General features: G+C 50.5%; 12 protein-coding genes. All 12 read left to right on the top strand.

What is annotated here, in order from left to right; translation table 11 throughout:
- Positions 1-138 precede the first annotated feature (138 nt).
- The 12 genes from CHI14_RS26995 to CHI14_RS27050 all read left to right on the top strand — a co-directional run bounded on the left by CHI14_RS26995 (position 139) and on the right by CHI14_RS27050 (position 20,034).
- Entirely contained in the window at positions 139-870 is a 732-nt protein-coding gene (locus CHI14_RS26995) for a copper homeostasis protein CutC (RefSeq protein ID WP_170948285.1), read from the top strand.
- On the top strand, positions 870-2,330 hold the full coding sequence (locus CHI14_RS27000; RefSeq protein WP_095293087.1) for an alpha-L-fucosidase: 1,461 nt from the start codon (positions 870-872) through the stop codon (positions 2,328-2,330). Before CHI14_RS26995 ends, CHI14_RS27000 begins: the two co-directional genes overlap by 1 nt.
- A 1-nt stretch (position 2,331) precedes the next feature.
- Positions 2,332-4,089 (top strand): glycoside hydrolase family 35 protein, encoded by a 1,758-nt coding sequence (locus tag CHI14_RS27005; protein WP_095293089.1) that lies wholly within the window; start codon positions 2,332-2,334, stop codon positions 4,087-4,089.
- A gap of 106 nt (positions 4,090-4,195) precedes the next feature.
- Positions 4,196-5,062 carry a sugar phosphate isomerase/epimerase family protein gene (locus tag CHI14_RS27010; protein ID WP_095293091.1) on the top strand — a complete coding sequence of 289 codons (867 nt, stop codon included), beginning with the start codon at positions 4,196-4,198 and terminating at the stop codon, positions 5,060-5,062.
- Positions 5,063-5,310: 248 nt separating this feature from the next.
- Entirely contained in the window at positions 5,311-6,369 is a 1,059-nt protein-coding gene (locus CHI14_RS27015; RefSeq protein ID WP_095293093.1) for a Gfo/Idh/MocA family protein, read from the top strand.
- A gap of 423 nt (positions 6,370-6,792) precedes the next feature.
- Positions 6,793-8,205, top strand: a complete 1,413-nt coding sequence (locus CHI14_RS27020) for an alpha-L-fucosidase (RefSeq protein WP_095293095.1) — start codon at positions 6,793-6,795, stop codon at positions 8,203-8,205.
- 313 nt (positions 8,206-8,518) lie between these two features.
- Positions 8,519-9,496, top strand: coding sequence for an ABC transporter permease (locus tag CHI14_RS27025; protein WP_095293097.1), 978 nt, complete (start codon positions 8,519-8,521; stop codon positions 9,494-9,496).
- Between the two features lie 15 nt (positions 9,497-9,511).
- A complete protein-coding gene (locus CHI14_RS27030) occupies positions 9,512-10,420 on the top strand; it encodes a carbohydrate ABC transporter permease (RefSeq protein WP_095293099.1) in 909 nt (302 codons plus the stop codon).
- Between the two features lie 128 nt (positions 10,421-10,548).
- Positions 10,549-12,186: a type 2 periplasmic-binding domain-containing protein gene (locus CHI14_RS27035; RefSeq protein ID WP_095293101.1), complete on the top strand. Its 1,638-nt coding sequence runs from the start codon at positions 10,549-10,551 to the stop codon at positions 12,184-12,186.
- A gap of 171 nt (positions 12,187-12,357) precedes the next feature.
- Positions 12,358-14,571 carry a helix-turn-helix domain-containing protein gene (locus CHI14_RS27040; protein WP_095293103.1) on the top strand — a complete coding sequence of 738 codons (2,214 nt, stop codon included), beginning with the start codon at positions 12,358-12,360 and terminating at the stop codon, positions 14,569-14,571.
- 55 nt (positions 14,572-14,626) lie between these two features.
- Positions 14,627-16,939, top strand: a complete 2,313-nt coding sequence (locus tag CHI14_RS27045) for a glycoside hydrolase family 3 N-terminal domain-containing protein (RefSeq protein ID WP_095293105.1) — start codon at positions 14,627-14,629, stop codon at positions 16,937-16,939.
- Positions 16,936-20,034, top strand: a complete 3,099-nt coding sequence (locus tag CHI14_RS27050) for an alpha-mannosidase (protein WP_095293106.1) — start codon at positions 16,936-16,938, stop codon at positions 20,032-20,034. The genes CHI14_RS27045 and CHI14_RS27050 overlap by 4 nt, the downstream gene beginning before the upstream one ends.
- Positions 20,035-20,207: the final 173 nt, after the last annotated feature.

Raw genomic sequence — 20,207 nt, forward strand, 5'->3', positions numbered from 1 at the left:
GGAATCACCGCCTTGAACTTGTTGTCACAGATTATACCACTCGGCAAGTAGGCACAAAAGGTCAAAAAACCGGACGCTTTGTGAATGGTGAGAAGCCTCAAGGACTTATATATTGGAAGGAACGAAGGGAGTTATCCAATGAAGAGACAGCCCATATTGGAAGTGATTGCAGTAGATGCAGCAGACGCCAGGGCAGCCGAGCAGGGTGGAGCAGACCGAATTGAACTGGTCTCTGCCATGTCTGAAGGAGGCCTTACCCCCAGCGTTGGCATTATCGAGCAAGTGGTGTCCCAAGTTTCCATTCCGGTATATGTCATGATTCGTCCGCATAGCTGCTCGTTCTGCTATAGCGCCGAGGACATCCGTATTATGACCCAGGAGGTACGCATGGCTAGAGAACTTGGAGCATCTGGCATTGTGGTCGGTGCCTTGTCGGAAGCCGGAGAAGTTGATCTTGCAGCCATGGAGTCCTGTCTAGCCGAAGCACACGGACTTGGTGTTACATTTCATCGGGCCATAGATGTGAGCGCATGTCTGACAGGAACACTCCATTCCATCAGCACGCTGGGACCGGTAGAACGTGTACTGACATCTGGAGGAAAACGGACAGCACCTGAAGCCATTTCTGAATTGAAACAGCTCCATGAACTGGGGCAGGCGTTGGATGTAACGGTAATGGCAGGCTCAGGGGTAACCTTGGATAGGATTAGGGACTTGGTAAGGCAAACGGGTATTACGGAAATACATATGGGTTCAGGTGTCCGATATGAAGGCAGTTTTCATAAGCCCATTCATCCGCAGATGGTTGAAGAAGCCAAACGACATCTGTTAAGTGCATTCCAATCCACGAATGACGGGAGTGATACATGATGAGTCATGGACTTCAAGCAGCCGATTGGGTCAAGACTGCAGCACAAGTCAGTCCTTCCAAGCGTCAGCTGGAATGGCAGGAGATGGAGTTCTACGCCTTTATTCATTTTACGGTAAATACATTCACGGATCGCGAATGGGGGACTGGCGAAGAAAGCCCAGCAATTTTCAATCCTTCGGAACTCAGCGCAGAGCAATGGGTAGAGACGTGTAAGGCGGCAGGTATGAAGGGATTGATCCTGACATGCAAGCATCATGACGGGTTTTGTTTGTGGCCAAGTCAGTTTACCGAGCATACAGTTGCAGCCAGTCCGTGGAGAAGCGGCACAGGTGATCTGGTAAAAGAAGTGGCCGATGCCTGTCGTGAGGGCGGCTTGAAGTTCGGGGTGTATCTGTCCCCTTGGGATCGTCATGAGGCATCATACGGGGATTCAGAGAGGTATAACGAGTTTTTCCTCCATCAGCTGCGCGAGCTGCTCACCAATTATGGCGATATCTTCTGTGTGTGGTTTGACGGAGCATGCGGCGAAGGTGCGAATGGCAAAAGGCAGGTCTACGACTGGGACGCTTACTATGCGCTTATTCGGGAACTCCAGCCGGAAGCTGTGATCTCGGTATGCGGCCCGGATGTCCGCTGGTGCGGCAACGAGGCTGGTCATACACGGGATTCGGAATGGAGTGTTGTGCCGGCGCATATGCAGGATAATGAGAAGATTCAGGAGCAATCCCAGCAGGTGGATGATGGGGAGTTTGCCAGAAGGATCAATACGCAGGACAGTGATTTGGGAAGCAGAGAGGTCATCCGTGACCTAGGTGACGAGCTGACCTGGTACCCTGCCGAGGTGAATACATCCATTCGCCCAGGGTGGTTCTATCATGCAAGCGAAGATACTCAGGTCAAAACGCTAGAAGAGCTGCTTACCGTTTACTACGGCGCAGTAGGGGGCAACGCCAGTTTTCTGCTCAACCTGCCGCCGGATACGCGTGGCCTTATTCACGAACGGGATGTCGAACGGCTGCAGGAGTTGGGAGATGTTCTGCGTACCACGTTTCAGGAAAACCTGGCATGGCATGCACAGGCTGAAGCATCGGAGACGATGGATGAACAACATGAAGTCTTGCAAGTGCTGAATGAACGGCGGAATACGTATTGGTGTCCGCGCGAAGGAACGGAGCAGGCGTGGATTGAGGTGGATTTGCTGACGGAGACAGCATTTGACCGGGTTGTGCTGATGGAACATATCCAGATAGGTCAACGGATTGAGCGTTTTACACTGGAGGTTAGCAGGCCAGACGGTAGCTGGGATGAGATATATACCGGAACGGTTGTAGGGTACAAACGAATTTGTCGCTTTCCGAGGGTCACATCGAGAAGGGTTCGACTAACCATTCATCAATCCAGGTGGTACCCTACGTTGTCCAGGCTGGGTGTATATCTGAGCGAGCGGGGAGAGGTGTAGCATGGCGGTTCTGACCTATCAAGGTTCACAATTCATGTATGATAACAAGCCTGTTCAAATTTGTTCAGGAGCCATCCATTATTTCAGGGTAGTCCCCGAATATTGGGAAGATCGACTGTTGAAGCTGAAAGCTTGCGGTTTGAATACCGTGGAGACATACGTGCCATGGAATTTTCATGAACCACAGCCAGGACAATATCGTTTTGAAGGCATGGCGGATCTGGAGCGTTTTATTCAAATTGCAGGAGATGTGGGTCTGTATGTGATTGTCCGTCCGAGCCCTTATATATGTGCCGAATGGGAATTCGGAGGATTGCCTTCCTGGCTGCTGGCTGATGATGCCATCCGTCTACGATGTAATGATGAGCAGTTTCTGGCGAATGTGGACCGTTATTATGATGTGCTTTTGCCCAAATTGCAACCGTTCCTCAGCACCCAAGGCGGACCGATCATCGCGATGCAGATTGAAAACGAATACGGCAGCTTTGGAAATGATGCGGGTTATCTGAAATATTTGCGTGATGGCATGGTGCGGCGTGGTATCGATGTCCTGCTCTTTACCTCGGACGGACCGACAGACCACATGCTGCAGGCTGGATCAGTGCCGGGGCACCTGGCTACCGTCAATTTTGGCTCAGGGACGCAAGGGGCGTTTGCCAAGCTGCGCACATACCAAGCCGAAGAACCACTGATGTGTATGGAATACTGGAATGGTTGGTTTGATCATTGGGGAGAGTCACATCACACTCGTGATGCAGAGGATGTAGCTGGTGTATTCGAGGAGATGCTGCGAGAAGGTGCTTCAGTTAACTTTTATATGTTCCATGGCGGAACAAACTTCGGTTTCTACAACGGGGCCAATTGTCAGCAAAAGAATCAATACGAACCTACCATTACAAGTTATGATTACGATTCTCTGCTCAGTGAATCAGGAGAGCCGACAGCAAAATTCCATGCGGTACGTGATCTTATTGCCCGGTACAGCGGCCGCGATATGGGAGAGCTTGTACTGCCTGAATCAAAGGGTACCTTTGCCTACGGGCGAGTGAAGTTGACGGAACAGGCCGAACTGCTGAAACAGGTGGACCGAATCTCGGTCCCGGTTCAGCGAACCAATCCGGAACCGATGGAAAAGCTCGGACAGGATTATGGATTTATTTTGTACCAAACCCGAATTTCCGGGCCCAGAGAGCGACAGGAGCTGGTGGTTCAAGAGGTGCATGATCGTGCGCTGGTGTTTGTGGATGGTCAATTCCAGGGCGTGCTGGAACGCGGGAACGATGCATTGTCAGTATCCTTTGAAGTGCCTGAAGAGGGTGCGGACATTTCGATCCTTGTTGAAAACATGGGGCGAATCAACTATGGACCTTACCTGAGAGATCCGAAGGGCATTACAGAGGGAGTGCGTCATGGTTTTCAATTTCTATTCGATTGGACGATTCATTGTCTGCCACTGACGGATCTGTCCGAATTGCAATTCGGCGAAATATCTTCTGATATTGAGAATCCGGCATTTTACCGGGGGAACTTTCAAGTAAACGAAGCACAGGATACCTTTCTGCGACTAGACCAATGGACCAAGGGTGTTGTTTATGTAAACGGCTTCAATCTGGGACGATATTGGGATAAAGGGCCGCAAAAAACCTTGTACGTCCCTGCGCCGCTGCTGCGTCAAGGTATAAATGAAATCATCGTGTTTGAGCTGCATAAGACGACTGATCAGGCAGTAACTTTTGTAAATAAGGCAGATTTGGGCTAGGAAAAGGAAAAAAGCATAGCAAACGATTATTGGGAATTGTCGAGCCATCCGGAAAAAGGTATACGTTGGGTATGGTCATCGACTACAAGAGAGGATGAGGTGAAGTATGAAAGTTGGACTTAGTACCTACAGTCTGCAGCAGGCACTTGATCGCAAGGAATTGACCGTGCCGGATGCCATCCGATTTATTGCCGAGCAGGGCGGCGAGCATGTGGAGATTGTACCGATGGGATTCAGTCTGATCGACAATCCGGAGTTGATTGATGAAATTAAACATACGGCAGAAGAGGTCGGAATCGACATTTCCAATTATGCGATTGGCGCAAACTTCGCTGTACAGGAGGACGCCGATGCGCTGGAGCAAGAGATACAAAATGTGATGCGGCATGTGGATGTGGCTGCTGCGCTGGGTGTTAAGCTCATGCGTCATGATGTAGCTTTTCGTCCGGCTGAAGAAGGGACTGTAGCGCAGTTTGAGACGGACCTGCCGGTACTGGTGCAGGCCTGTCAGCGAATTGCCGATTATGCGGCAGGCTTCGGAATTACAACGAGTGTGGAGAATCACGGGTACTATGTGCAATCCAGCGAGCGGATTCAGCGGTTGCTGCATGAAACGGCACGGGGAAATTTCAAAACCACGCTGGATGTCGGCAATTTCCTCTGTGTAGATGAAGATCCGGTGAGTGCAGTGAAAAACAACATTCCCTATGCGTCGATTGTGCACGCCAAGGACTTCTACTGGAGATCTTCGTACCGCAATCCCGGTGAAGGCTGGTTCCGAACCTCGCACGGCAATTACCTGCGCGGTGCTATTGTAGGCCATGGCGATATCGACATGCCTGAGGTGTTCCGTGTACTGAAGCAATCCGGGTATGACGGATATATTTCGGTTGAATTCGAGGGTATGGAAAATTGCCAAACCGCCTCACGCATTGCGATGGATAACGTTCGCCGCCTATGGGAAGAGGCATAGGGCTGAGTACTTGTTTTAAATAAATTGATATTAAGCATGGCCTAATCGTTAAAATTTGCGGAAGTAGTGTAGGGGCGAATTCGATTCTGGAGAAGCGGAGCGTGCGCCTTTATCACCGGATTTCACCTTTGAAAGAAAGGGATTAAAGAAATCTGGGGATAAGAGCGATCGGAAGAACGAATCGCAACCGGAACGTCTACTCTGCGGAACGACAATCATTAGATTTTATTTATGGAGGGATCAGCACAATGTCCAAATTGAAAGTCGCCGTCATCGGTGCCGGATCAATATCCGATTGCCACCTGCAAGCCTATGCCAGTAACCCAGACGTTGAAATATACGCCATATGTGACCTGAATGAAGCACGTGCCGCAGACATGGCGAAAAAATATGATGCAACTCATGTATTCACCGACTACAAGGAACTGCTGGCTTTGCCCGAGATTCATTCCGTCAGCATCTGTACATGGAACGATTCACACGCAGAGATCAGCATTGCCGCACTGGACGCGGGTAAAAACGTGCTGTGTGAGAAGCCGCTATGCCAAACCGTAGAAGATGCCCTCGAAGTAGAGAAAGCCGTTCATCGCAGCGGCAAGCTGCTGCAGGTCGGTTTTGTACGCCGCTATAGCGACAATGCGCAGATTCTGAAGAAGTTCATCGATGCGGGTGAGCTGGGCGAGATCTATTATGCCAAAGCATCCAGCCTGCGTCGCCTCGGTAACCCGGGCGGCTGGTTCTCGGATATTAATCGTTCCGGCGGCGGTCCGCTGATTGATATTGGTGTGCATGTCATCGATATTTGCTGGTACCTGATGGGCAGACCAAAGGTGAAATCCGTTTCTGCCAACGTGTCCAATCGACTCGGCAATCGTGCCCATATCAAGAATCTGTCTTTTTACAAAGCCGCAGACTATGACGCTGACCAGAACACGGTTGAGGACATGGCGAATGCCCTGATTCGTTTCGAAAATGGGGCAAGTCTGCTTGTGGATGTCAGCTTCACACTTCATGCCAAAGCGGATGAAACCTCGGTTAAACTGTACGGCGACAAGGGCGGAGCCGAACTGGAGCCCGAAATCTCGATCATTGGCGAGAAATTTAATACCATTTTGAACATGACCCCACAGGTGGATTTCAAATCATTCGATTTTATGGGCTCGTTCCGTAATGAAATCAACCATTTTATTGACAGCACACAGGGCCGCAAGGAAACGCTTAGTCCGGTAGAGGACGGCGTGGAAGTGATGAAAATGCTCTGTGCCATCTACGAGTCAGCACGCGAGGGACGCGAAATTTTACTGTAACTGGCTCCGTGATCGGAAGAAGATATCACACTCCAAGTAGTTAATGTTCCCCATGTCCTCACTTGTAAAATTAAACATTTACGCCAAAGCGGAGAGGGTAGAACCAATCTGAAGAGGCACAATAAAAACCTTTCTAAAAAAAGAAGGCTGCTTCGTAATTGTAATCCGAAGATGATACCGCACTCGAAGTGACGAGACTGAACATGCCCTTATTTGTTGAACTGAACGTTTAAGCCAAAACGGAGAGGGCAGAACCAATCTGGAGAAGCGAAGCGCTCGCGTTTATCCCCGGATTTTCCCTTTGGGAAAAGGGAATCCAAAAAATCCGGGGATAACAGCGATCGGAAGATGGTTCTGCAATCGGAGTGCCAGGGCTTAACCTGTGTAGTTTATCTTATATCTAATCCAAAGGAGATGAACGGGATGAGCGAAACCAAAGACGTGGTGCTGGAACAGGAAGAACAGGTCGTTGAAGCCGGGGTACACAATTTTAGCAAAGAGGAAGAATGGGTCAAACCGGAAGATCCGCTGCTCCTTGAGCGGCTGGAGTGGTTCAAGGACCAGAAGCTGGGGCTGATGATGCACTGGGGTCCCTATTCCCAGCTTGGACTCGTGGAGTCCTGGGCACTGAGCGATGAGGATGGCGATTGGTCGCGCGATGACATCGACTGGACGGACGACATGGAGCATTTCAAGCGGGAATATTTCGATCTGAACAAAACCTTTAACCCGATCCGTTTCCAACCCGAAGAATGGGCACAGATGGCGGCAGACAATGGCTTCAAATACTTCCTGTTCACGACGAAGCACCACGACGGTTTCTGCATGTGGGACACCCATACGACCGATTATCGGATCACGGGCAAGGATACCCCGTTTCATACCCATAAATATGCGGACATCTGTAGAGCACTGTTTGACGCATTCCGGGCCAAAGGGCTGGGGATCTCGGCGTATTTCTCCAAAGCGGACTGGCATACGCCGTATTATTGGGCACCCGGAATGGAGCGCGGAAGCCACATGTGGCGTGGACCATCGTACGATCCCCACAAGTACCCTTGGCTGTGGGAGAAATTCGTGGAATTCACACATGAGCAGATCATGGAGCTGCTGACGAATTACGGGCGGATCGAATGCCTGTGGCTGGATGCCGGTTGGGTACGCGAGGGTCGCCACGGCCAGGATATCCGGCTGGGAGAAGTTGTGGAGCGGGCACGTCAAACAACGCAGCCATGGCTTCTGTCAGCAGACCGCACGGTGGGTGGACCGTACGAGAATATTGTTACCCCAGAGCAGACCATCCCGGAACACCCAATGAATATCCCTTGGGAGAGCTGCATTACGGTGGGTAATTCCTTCGCTTTTGGTTTCGATGACCAGTATAAATCGGGAAGACAGCTGGCGCATATTTTGCTGGAAGTGGTATCCAAGGGCGGCAACCTGGCGCTGAATGTTGGACCGCAGCCGGATGGTCGTCTTCCCAAAGGGGCAGTGAGGGGCATCAAGGCACTTGGTGAATGGCTCAATACCCATGGTGAAGGGATCTATGGAACCCGGATCTGCGGACCTTATTTTACGAAGGATTGGGCCTTTACGCAGAAGGAAGATATCAACACCGTGTACGCCTTCCGTTTATACAGAAACGAGAACGAAGCAGTAGAATCACAAGTCATCATCCCTTATTTGGAGAAAGTAGAGCGAGTCGAACTCGTGGGCACCAATGACGTAATTTCGTATCAGCAGACGGAGAATGGACTTGTTGTCGATCTGCCACCATCTGCTGTTTCTGGGGCAACACCGATCACGCATACGTTCAAATTGTTAACACGTGGGTAGATGGCATGTGAATTCCGGGGGAGCAATCAGGGCCTCCGGGATTTTTGTATTCAAGCATAAGGAGGTGGGATTTCGCATAATAAAGGCGCAAAAATGCTTGTGCCACAAGGGTTTATGGAATATGGAGAGGTGGGAGAAAATTACGAATTGATCAAAAAACCAGGTTCCATGTACTATCGAATTAAGAAAGCGCTACCTGATACTATTACTAACACGGTTAGCGCCAAAATATCAATTTGATCGAATAATAGGATGTTTAAGAGAAGTGAATGTAATGTATTATTACACTTGAGGTGTAGAAGGAGTGACGCAAATGAGTCGAGCTACGGAAAGCATACCCGCCAACCTGGAACTCCAGCAAAGGAACCATGTGGAGCCCAAAAGGCAGCATCCATTCATCAAAAGCCTCAAGAAGCATTGGGAGCTCTATCTGCTCGTTCTGCCTCCCGTGTTGTATCTGTTGATCTTCAAGTACATTCCCATGGTTGGGGTCCAGATCGCCTTTAAGGATTTTAGTGTAGTCAAAGGGATCTGGGGAAGTCCTTGGGTCGGATTCAAACACTTCGAAGCATTCTTCGAATCCCCCAACTTCTGGCTCCTGATCAAAAATACGATCGGCATCAGCTTTTACTCCCTGATCGCCGGATTCCCCATTCCGATCCTGCTTGCGCTGGCGCTGAATGAGATCCGAACGGGTTACTTTAAGAAGACCGTCCAGATGGTCACTTACGCTCCGCATTTTATCTCCACGGTTGTGATGGTATCCATTATTATTCTGATGCTGTCCCCGCATGTGGGCGTGGTAGACAAGCTGTTCACCCTGCTCGGCTTCCCGATGACCAACTTCATGGGCATTCCGGAATACTTCAAATCCATCTATGTCTGGTCCGGCGTATGGCAGGGCATGGGATATTCATCCATCATATACATCGCCGCTCTTGCTGGTGTTGATCCATCACTGTATGAGGCAGCGAAGATGGACGGGGCTTCAAGGCTTCGGAAAATATGGCATATCGACCTTCCAACGCTCGTTCCAGTCACCGTTATCATGCTGATTCTGAGTTTGGGCAGCATTATGGGTGTCGGCTTTGAAAAAATATATCTGATGCAGAATCCGCTCAACACAAGCGCATCGGAGGTCATCTCCACGTACGTGTACAAGGTCGGTCTGATCGGAGCAAATTTCAGCTTCTCCTCGGCAGTAGGATTGTTCAACTCCATTATCAATTTGATCCTGCTGATCATCGTCAACGGCATTTCCCGCAAAGTATCCCAGAACAGCTTGTGGTAAAGGAGGAGCTCATCCATGTTCAACCTGTTTAATCGTAACCGGATCAAGGATCCGCTCGGTGACCGCATCTTCATGACACTCAACTATATCTTTCTGTTCGCCATACTGTTAACGGTATTTTACCCCCTCTTGTATATCATCAGTTCTTCATTCAGCTCGTCACGAGCCGTTACATCCGGTCAAGTGTGGCTGTTCCCGGTAGACTTTAACATCAAAGCATACATCTCCATTTTCAAAAGCCAGCAGCTCATGCTCGGTTTCTACAACACGATCATCTACACCGTGGTCGGCACATTCATTAACGTGGCACTGACCGTCATGCTGGCTTATCCCTTGTCACGCAAGTCGTTCTATGGACGAGGAGCCATTATCATTTTCATGATGATTACAATGTTCTTCGATGGTGGTTTGATTCCGACCTACCTCCTGATGAAGGACCTGCACCTGCTCGATACACGCTGGGCGATGTGGCTGCCAGGGGCGCTCGCGGTGTTCCAGGTCATCGTAGCGAGAACCTTCTTCCAGTCTTCCATCCCGGAAGAACTCGGAGAGGCGGCGGAAATGGACGGCTGCCGGGATATCCGGTATTTGATCAGCGTCGTACTTCCGTTGTCGAAGCCCATCCTGGCTGTTATGACACTCATGTATGCCGTAGGTCACTGGAATGCGTATTTTGATGCTCTGATCTATCTGCGTTCCGAAAAGTTGTTCCCGCTGCAATACGTTCTGCGCAATCTGCTCATCCTGAATGCGGCTGATCCGGCAATGCTCGCCAATACCAGTCAACAGATGCGGGATCAGGGCTTCGAGCAGGTATTGAAATATGCACTTATCGTTGTTGCAAGTATTCCAATTTTGATCATGTATCCGTTTGTACAGAAGCATTTTGTCAAAGGGGTCATGGTTGGTTCCCTTAAGGGATAATTCACAGAAATGATGCCCGGCTGGCCTCTTGAAAGGAGGTGGAAGGAACACGCCGGCTTCCGGGATCGGTTTTATACGAGTGCAGTAAACGAGTTGTATGCCGTTTTGAACAAAAAGGAGGAGTCAGATTGAGAAAATCTTGGATTTCGATGTTGTTTCTGGTCTTTGCTTCGATGGCTTTGTTGTCCGCATGTGGTTCATCCGAAGAATCGGGTGCAGGTAGCGACGGTAGCAGCGAGAGCGGTGGCCCTGTAACGATGACTTTCTTTGCCCCGCAAGGCAAAGCGTCCATGGAAGAGAATGAGTTCACCCAATTTATCGAAGACAAGTTCGACGTTACCCTGAAATGGGATCTGGCCCCGACAGACGCATTGCAGGACCGCAGACAATTGCTGCTCGCCAGTGGTGATTATCCCGAAGTGTTCCTTCACGGCAAGTTCACCACCTCAGATCTTCAGAACTATGGAAAACAAGGGGTGTTCCTTCCGCTGCAGGATCTGATTAAGGAATATGGTCCAAATCTGACCAAGATCATGGAAGAGAAGCCATATTTCAAAGAAGCCATTACAGCTCCGGACGGCAACATCTATGCCCTGCCGATTTTCAACGAATGTTACCACTGTACGTACGCACAGAAATACTGGATCAACACGGAATGGCTCGATAACCTGGGCCTGAAAATGCCAACAACGACGGATGAACTGTACACGGTGCTGAAGGCGTTCAAGGAGCAGGACCCCAACGGTAACGGCAAGGCTGATGAGATTCCTCTCACTGGCGCACCGAACAAGTATGTATGGAACGGCAACATTGATGCCTACCTGATGAACAGCTTTATTTACAACGATAACGACAAATACCTCATCGTGAATGATGGCAAGGTTGATTTTGCAGCAAACAAGGATGAGTGGAAAAAAGGGCTGGAGTACATGCACAAGCTGTATGCAGAAGGCCTGATTGATCCGGCTTCCTTCACGCAAAACGATCAGGCGATCGGACAGCTGGGAAATAAGGAAGGCGACGAAGTGGTCGGCTCCATTACGACGGCACTGGTCAGCTATCTTGTGAACACCTATGACAAAGATATTACACGTCACCAGCACTGGGAGATCGTTCCTCCATTGAAAGGACCAGATGGCGTACAGACAACAGGTGCTACACAGAGCGTAGGCGAATTTGAGTTTGCTATCACCAACAAAGCAACAGAAGCACAGCAGATTGCGGCGATCAAAATTGTGGATTACATGTTCAGTGAAGAAGGTGCCCTGTACGCGGAATATGGCCCGACCGAAGGCAAGGGATGGAAGAAGGCTGATGCAGATGAGAAAAACATCAATGGTGAGCCTGCCAAGTACAGCTACTACAACCTGCCTGAACGTGACCCGAACGTTGTCGTTAACGAAAGCTGGTCGCAGATCGGAGCTCATGACTTGTCCAATACGTTCCGTAACCTGTTTGCCGAAGGTCAAAATCCATTAGAGGCAGAAGGCTACGGTACAAGGCTGGCTCAAGCGACCAATGTGTATGAACCATATGCACCAAAAGAAGTATATCCGTCAAATGTATTTATTCGTCCGGAGGATACCGAATCGGCAGCACAACTTACCACGGCTATTAAGGATTATGTGCAGACCAATATGGCGCAGTTCATTATCGGCAGCAAAAGCATCGATAAGGAATGGGATTCATATGTCAAAGGCTTCGATGGACTGGGACTCAGCAATTACCTTGAGATCTACCAGCGTGCAATAGAGAAGGATCAATAATAGTTGAGGAATTCAAGATCGAGACTGTCCCGAAGTCACCCGTGACCGGGACAGTTTTATCCTTTGACAACCCCACTTCCTCCGATATAATACGGATTATTTATAGGTAGTTAACGACCAGAGCGAGTGGTTGTCGTCACATGTATAAACAGTGGTGGGGGGACCTTGGGGATGAACAACAATTGGTTTAGACGTTTGCTGCTTTCGTATCTGCCTGTGTTCTTTATTGTGACAACGATTCTATTTATTATCTTCTTCCAGATTTTCAATGAACAGAACCGCAAGGAAGCGCTAAAGGCCAATGAATTTCTGGCTTCACAAGTGACGCAGTATTTGGATAATTCCCTGCGCTCGATAGACTTCAAGGTGCTGCGCGAGATTTTGACCAATCCGAATCTGAAAAATTATTACGCGGTAACCGGAAGTGATGATGTCTATGCCGGCATCCAGGCAGTTCAGGTTATCGACGAATTGAAAATAGAATATCCGCTGATCGACTCCATTTATATGGTCCGTTACAGGGATGACAAGGTATTCAGCAATGGCAAACCCCTGCCCATCGAGGAGTTCCCGGATGCGGCATTTATAGAAGACAGCCGGGCTGCAGAAACGCAGAAATGGGTCGGCGGAAGAACCTTCAGGGCCTTTCCCACAGAGGAAGGAAAACAGGTGATTACGCTGATCCGCGGCGTTGGCAATGGGAGTGGCCTGATTGTAGTGAATGTTGATCTGCAGACGCTGCAGAAGTCCATTATGCAGATGTACGATCCGGAGTTCACCTTCGTCAACATCTACAATCGGTCAGGCGGCAATCTGTGGGACAGCGGTGTGACAGAAGAGCATGCAGTCAAAGCCTCTTCCGGCGAGGTTTTCTCCGAGTTTACTTCAAGCTACAGCGGTTGGAAGGTACAAACGGGGCTGAACAACGGCAAAGTCGTTAAATTTGCCCTGAAATTCTACAATATCTGGTTTGTGTTTGCCGTGGCTGTTGTCCTCATTGGTGTAGCGTGGGTGATCTATGTAACTCGAAGGAATTATAAGCCGATTCAGCAGATCGTCACGTTAATTGAGACGGTTGCTTCACAGAAACAGCCAGGCATGGGCCATTCCAAGGAGAACGAATTCCGATTTATCCAAGCCACGCTGGAACAAATGATTGACCAGACGAAGCAGTATCAGGAGGAGTACGAAGAGAATCTGATTTTGAAGAAGAAATACTTCTTTCAGGAACTGCTGGAGGGAACGAGAGAGTTTACTGCCGATGAACTCTCGGCCGAGATGAACAGGTTCAGTCTGCCGCAATTGGACGACAGATGGACCGTAATGGTCGTTGAGATCGACCGCTATTCCCGCTTCATTGAAGAATATCATGTGCAGGACCAGTCCCTTCTGAAATTTGTATTGTCCAGCATTCTGCAGGAGAGCGCCCGCAAGGAAGATACGGAGGTATGGGCGGAGTGGATCTCCGACCATCGCCTGTATGCCATCTTATGGTTGCCGGACACACCGCAGCCGGAAGAGAGTGAACGCAGACTGTTGGAAGGCTATCTGGATCAGGTCGAGCAGTATCTGAACTTCACGGTAACCATTGGAATTGGGCGGGTGGCTGTTGATCTGCGTGGTCTCAGAGCATCCTTCAAGGAAGCGGTCCATGCACTCGATTACAAAGCGGTGCTGGGTGTGAACCGGATTATTCCATATGGTGATGTACCCGGCTCAACCAATGATGTGTATGAGTTCTTGAAGACCATATCGCTGTTGGTGCAGGCCATGCGGCTGTCTGATGACGATTGGGATAAGCATTTTGACAAACTGTTTGAGCAGATTCATGCCTCGATGCTATCCCGTCAGGAAATCATGAACACGATCCAGCTGCTGTTCCAGCATGTGAACCGGGAATTCGCAGAGCTGCCTCGTGAGTACCACGAGCTGTGGGCAGAGGTCATGGGTCATCTGCTTCGGAATTTGGAGGATTGGGAAACGTCCGAAGATCTGCAGGAATTGTGCAAGGATGGCTTCCAAAAACTTGCCGGACAGATGCAGGCGCTCCGTTGTTCCAAGAAACACCGGACGCATATTCTGGAGATTCGCAAGTATATCGAAGAGAACTATAACAATCCGGATCTGTCTTTGAATTATTTGAGTGACCTGTTCGATATTAATCCGAAATATTTAAGCAAGCTTTTCAAGGATGAGATTGGTGAGAAATTTGTGGATTTGCTGATCAGTCAGCGGATTGAGAAGGCCAAACAGTTGATGCAGGAGACGGATAAGGCCATTCAGGAGATCAGCGAGGAAGTCGGATACACGAATTACAACTCCTTCAACCGGGCCTTCAAAAATGTGGTAGGTGTCGCACCGAGTGATTACCGAAAAGCCATTTGATCGCAAGTGGAACACAACCAGCAAGCCAAGCCAAATGCATAAGGAGAATGTGCACATGGATTATAGAGATGCTTCGTTACCGATCCCCGAGCGGGTACAGAATTTGCTTGAACAGATGACTACGGAAGAGAAAATTGGCCAGCTGATCCAGCCGATGGGCTGGAAGACATACAAGAAAGAGTCGGATGGCACCGTACAAGTGACGGAGGAATTCAAAGAAAATATCGTGCAAGGTGGCGTCGGTTCTCTATACGGCGTGCTGCGTGCCGATCCGTGGACCGAGGTAACACTGGAAACCGGGCTGACCCCGGGTGAGGGAGCGGCTGCCACCAATGAAATTCAGCGCTATGCGATTGAAAACTCGCGTCTGGGTATTCCCATTTTGTTCGGGGAGGAATGTTCGCATGGCCATATGGCGATCGGGGCAACGGTATTTCCGGTGCCGCTGGCCGTAGGAAGCACGTGGAACACGGAATTGTATCGGAAGATGTGTGAGGCGATTGCGGTAGAGACTCGCAGCCAGGGCGGAGCAGCAACCTATTCGCCTGTGCTGGATGTGGTGCGGGACCCGAGATGGGGGCGGACCGAGGAGTGTTTTGCCGAAGACCCGTATCTAATTGGTGAGTTGGCTGTGGAAGCGATCAGGGGATTGCAGGGGGACCGTCTCGATTCGGACCGGACCATTATGGCGACGCTGAAGCATTTTGCGGGATATGGAAGCTCGGAAGGAGGGCGTAATGCCGCTCCTGTGCATATGGGTCCGCGCGAGCTGCACGAGGTAGACCTGCTGCCTTTCAAAAAGGCAGTGGAGGCCGGTGCCTGCTCTGTGATGACTGCGTACAACGAGATTGACGGTGTACCGTGCACTTCCAGCACGTATCTGTTGAATGATCTCCTGCGCGAGCAGTGGGGCTTTGAGGGGTTTGTCATCACCGATTTTGGTGCCATTCAGATGCTGGTTAGCGGACACAACACAGCGGAGAACGGGGAGCAGGCCGTAGCTCAGTCCCTTCAAGCGGGTGTGGACATGGAGATGTCCGGATTCATGTATCGTAAACATCTGGCGAAGGCACTGGAGCAGGGATTGATTCATCATCAGGATCTGGATACAGCGGTATGGCGAATTCTGGAGATGAAGTTTAGATTGGGGCTGTTTGAACAGCCTTATGTCGACCCAGACTTTGCGGAGCGAGTGATTGGTTGCGAAGAGCATGTGGAGCTGGCAAGGAAGGCAGCCCAGGAAGGGATTGTTTTGCTCAAAAATGAGGGGAATCTCCTTCCGCTCAGCAAGACGAATCCGAAGATCGCGGTACTGGGTCCGAATGCCAATCATACGTACAACCAGCTGGGAGACTACACCTCACCACAACCAAGTGGACAGATTGTTACGGTGCTGGAAGGTATACGCCGCAAGGTTGGTGCTCAGGCAGATCAAATCCTGTACGCGCCTGGCTGCCGGATCAAAGGCGATTCCAGGGAGGGCTTTGCACAAGCACTCGCTTGTGCTGAACAGGCCGACGTCATTGTGATGGTTATGGGCGGATCAAGCGCTCGCGACTTCGGGGAAGGCACGATTGATCTGCGGACGGGTGCATCGGTTGTAACGGATAATCCCTGGAATGATATGGAATGTGGTGAGGGTATCGACCGTTCATCGCTGAATCTGATGGGTGTGCAACTGGAGTTGGTGCAGGAGGTATATAAGCTGGGCAAACCCGTGGTTGTCGTATATATAAACGGGCGACCTATTGCAGAACCGTGGATCGACGAGCATGTGCATGCCATTTTGGAGGCCTGGTACCCGGGTCAGGAGGGCGGCAATGCGGTTGCAGACATCCTGTTTGGAGATGTGAATCCGTCCGGGCGTCTGACGATCTCCATTCCCAAACATGTCGGACAGCTTCCCGTCGTTTACAATGCCAGACGTACGCGGGGGAAGAGATATTTGGAGATGGATCTGGAGCCGCAATATCCGTTTGGCTTCGGACTCAGCTATACCGAATTCGAGTATGACCATGTGAGAGTTGTGCCTGAAATGATTGAACCGAATGGTGAGGCTGAGGTTCAGGTGGAGGTCACGAATACGGGTAAGGTAGCCGGAGCTGAGGTTGTGCAATTCTATATAACGGACGAAGCTGCTTCCGTTACACGGCCGGAAATGTCACTTAAGGGATTTCGCAAGATCCATCTGGAGCCCGGACAGACCCAAACGGTTACTTTTGCCGTGAATGCAGAGCACCTGGAGCTCATGGACTCCCGCCATCAGTGGGTGGTTGAGCCGGGCAAGTTCCGTCTGATGGTTGGCAGCAGCTCTAAGAAGTGGAAGGCATGCGATTTACAAGTGCAAAGTGAGGTGGGACCGGTATGATTCGGATAAGCCGATTTATAGAGGATATGTCACAGCAGCAATGGTTAGCGAAGGTGGAGCTGCCCGAATGGCAGATGCAGAAGGCCAGATATATTCGGCCTGGAGAATACCGGATGGAGCGGGAAGAAGCCGCTGTCCAATCTGTGGATCCCCTTCCTAGTAAACACGGAACGACTTATTTTATGAGCAAGCTCATTGAAATCCCTGGCGATTGGGAGGATCATGTCATTGCTTTGACTTTTGAAGCGGGTGGTGAAGGATTGCTGAAGGTGAACGGCAAGCCGTATCACGGACTGGATCGCAATCACTGGCTGGTCCCGCTTCCCCGAAGCCGGGTTGGGGCATCACCCCTGCTGGAGATTGAGCTGTATGATCCCATTCCGGAGCCGCATGATCCACTGAATCGCCAGGCGGTCATACAACCGCCGATTCGGGGAATACGTACAGCCCTCGTACATATCAATCGTCCTCTGCAAAGCCTCATGTACAGTGTGACAGTGCTTGCGGAATCGCTAAAGGCGTTGCCTGAAAAAGATCTGAAGCGTATCCGGCTGGTCCGGGCCATTCACCAAGTCATGGATGAGATGTACAACGAGCCGAAGCGGTGGGTTGAGCCAGCGTGGGTGCAGCGCTTCGAACAATCGCTTGCACAATCCGTACAGGAACAGGACCCGGAAGAAGAACGGGATGGATTCATGCATCTTGTAGGGCAGTCACATATTGATATCGCCTGGCTCTGGCCTGTACGGGAAACCGTGCGCAAGTCCAGTCGTACCTTCTCCACGATGTGTACCTTAATGGACGAACATCCAGGGTTCGTGTATTCACAGAGCCAGCCTCAGCTATACGCCTTCGTGAAGGAGCATTATCCGGATCTGTACGAACGGATCAAGGCTCGCATTGCCGAGGGTCGATGGGAACTCGTCGGTGGCATGTGGGTAGAGCCAGACTTGAATATCCCGAGCGGCGAGTCCCTGGTGCGACAGATTCTGTATGGACAGAACTTCTACCAGGAGGAGTTCGGCAAGCGCTCAAGCATCGAATGGCTGCCGGACACTTTCGGCTACTGTGCGTCCCTGCCGCAAATACTTCAGCTTGCGAATGTTCCCTATTTCATGACCACCAAGCTCAACTGGAATGACACCAATGCGTTTCCTTACGACCTGTTCGACTGGGTAGGCATAGACGGTACCTCAGTACTGGCGTATCTCAATCACGGGGTGAATGAGCATACGCGTCCCAAGGATGTGGATGAACACTGGCAATCCTATAAACAGAAGGATCTGCATCCGGAGCAAATGCTGCTCTATGGACATGGAGACGGTGGGGGCGGGGTTACACATGAGATGGTTGAGTTCGCGGAACGTGCCCAGTTCATGGTCGGTCAGCCAATTAGCACATTCAGCACGGCTAAGGCCTTTTTTGAAGAGATTTCAGCCAGCAATCCAGCGTTGCCGAAATGGCATGGCGACCTGTATCTGGAACTGCATCGCGGAACATATACGACTCATGCGCGAAATAAACGCAGCAATCGCAAGGCTGAGGTGCTGTATCGGGATGCAGAAATCTGGGGGCAGTTTGCAGGGACTGGAGCAGATCAGATCAAGAGAAACCTGGACGACGGATGGAAACTGATGATGCTTAATCAGTTCCATGATATTATCCCTGGCACATCCATTCCGGAAGCTTACGTTACGTCTGCAGAAGAGTACACGAGGGTGGTTGAGCTGGGCACGTCAGCTCTGAATAATTCACTCGGCAGCCTCGCAGAGCGCATTGCAACGGATGGATGGGAAGGCATACCGTATGTCATATTTAACAGTTTGGGCTGGGAGCGCGGAGAAGTGGTGACCCTTAGCGGAGGTGCTGAACTCAGCGGCATGGCAGCGTTTGACCAGAACGGTGATCGGATGGATTGTGATCTGGTGGAAAAGGAAGACGCGCGAACCCTGTCTATCGTTATCCCATCGATCCCTGCGTTTGGTTATACGACGATATGGCTTCGCCCAGACAAGCATTCTGCTCCGGCTGCATGTATGGAGGACTCTTTCCCTTCCAGCTGGGATACCCCGTTTTATATGGTTGAATTCAACGAGATCGGCGAGATTACCAGATGGTACGACAAATCTGGGGGTCGGGAGTTGTTGAAGCCAGGGGATAAGGCAAATGAGCTGCAATTTTTCCATGACAAGCCGACCTACTGGGATGCATGGGACATTGATCCGAGGTTCGAATCTCAGCCTGCAGGCAAGGTTCAGCTAATCTCAAAGGAGATTGTACAGCGGGGTGCAGCCAAGGATGTGCTGCGGATTCGCTGGAAGTTGAATGAATCTGACATCAGCCAGGATATCGTATTTTATCGTCATCAGCGCCGGGTGGATTTCCAGACAAAGGTCAGCTGGAACGAGAGTCATAAGCTGCTCAAGGTTGCCTTTCCGGTGGATCTGGTGGCTGCGAAAGCAACGTATGAAATCCCGTTTGGTGCGCTGGAACGGCCGACACATAACAACACCAGCTGGGAACAGGCACAGTTTGAGGTCTGCGGGCATCGCTGGGCGGATATCTCCGAGGGCAATAGCGGAGTAAGTCTGCTGAATGACTGCAAATATGGATACGACATCAAGGATCGGACAATTCGCCTGTCTCTGCTGCGTGCTCCGAAGTGGCCGGATGAACATGCCGATCAGGGCGAGCATGAATTTACGTATTCAGTACTGCCCCACCAGGGAGATTGGCGGGAAGCTGGGGTCGTACGTCAGGCGATGGAGCTGAATCATCCGGTTCAGGCCGTTGCCGCAGGCAGGCATGCGGGCGTCCTACCTGCGGAGCACGCCTGGATTGATTATCAGAGCAAGCATGTCATCCTGGATACCGTTAAGGCCTCGGAAGATGGTACGGGTACGATACTTCGTTTCTATGAATCGTCAGGTGGCCGGGAAACGGTACAGGCCCAGTGGAATGACCAGAATGTGGAGGCATCGATCGTCAACCTGTTGGAGGATGAAATCGGTCCACTGGCTTCTCAGAAGGGCGCATTCGAGCTGACATTTAGACCCTATGAGATCAAATCGGTGAGACTCAGTCCTATTGATTAAGGATTAGCAGGCATAGCCTGGAAAGCTTGGAACTTACACGTTAAATGACGTAAAAGGATATAAAAAAGGTGCTGGATTGATATGTGACGGCGACTCATACTTTAGTTATGATGAGGAAGAGTCGAGCAAGAGTCGCTTCTCTATCATTGACGTTCATATCATCTGATTATCGG

The sequence above is a fragment of the Paenibacillus sp. 7516 genome (assembly GCF_002272715.1).
Lineage (GTDB): Bacteria > Bacillota > Bacilli > Paenibacillales > Paenibacillaceae > Paenibacillus > Paenibacillus illinoisensis_A.

What these genes read in the sequence shown, in the direction of transcription:
- CHI14_RS27045 (WP_095293105.1), top strand. Translation starts at nt 14,627, where the DNA reads ATGGATTATAGAGATGCTTCGTTACCGATCCCCGAGCGGGTACAGAAT.
- CHI14_RS27040 (WP_095293103.1), top strand. Translation starts at nt 12,358, where the DNA reads ATGAACAACAATTGGTTTAGACGTTTGCTGCTTTCGTATCTGCCTGTG.
- CHI14_RS26995 (WP_170948285.1), top strand. Translation starts at nt 139, where the DNA reads ATGAAGAGACAGCCCATATTGGAAGTGATTGCAGTAGATGCAGCAGAC.
- CHI14_RS27005 (WP_095293089.1), top strand. Translation starts at nt 2,332, where the DNA reads ATGGCGGTTCTGACCTATCAAGGTTCACAATTCATGTATGATAACAAG.
- CHI14_RS27015 (WP_095293093.1), top strand. Translation starts at nt 5,311, where the DNA reads ATGTCCAAATTGAAAGTCGCCGTCATCGGTGCCGGATCAATATCCGAT.
- CHI14_RS27050 (WP_095293106.1), top strand. Translation starts at nt 16,936, where the DNA reads ATGATTCGGATAAGCCGATTTATAGAGGATATGTCACAGCAGCAATGG.
- CHI14_RS27020 (WP_095293095.1), top strand. Translation starts at nt 6,793, where the DNA reads ATGAGCGAAACCAAAGACGTGGTGCTGGAACAGGAAGAACAGGTCGTT.
- CHI14_RS27025 (WP_095293097.1), top strand. Translation starts at nt 8,519, where the DNA reads ATGAGTCGAGCTACGGAAAGCATACCCGCCAACCTGGAACTCCAGCAA.
- CHI14_RS27000 (WP_095293087.1), top strand. Translation starts at nt 870, where the DNA reads ATGAGTCATGGACTTCAAGCAGCCGATTGGGTCAAGACTGCAGCACAA.
- CHI14_RS27010 (WP_095293091.1), top strand. Translation starts at nt 4,196, where the DNA reads ATGAAAGTTGGACTTAGTACCTACAGTCTGCAGCAGGCACTTGATCGC.
- CHI14_RS27030 (WP_095293099.1), top strand. Translation starts at nt 9,512, where the DNA reads ATGTTCAACCTGTTTAATCGTAACCGGATCAAGGATCCGCTCGGTGAC.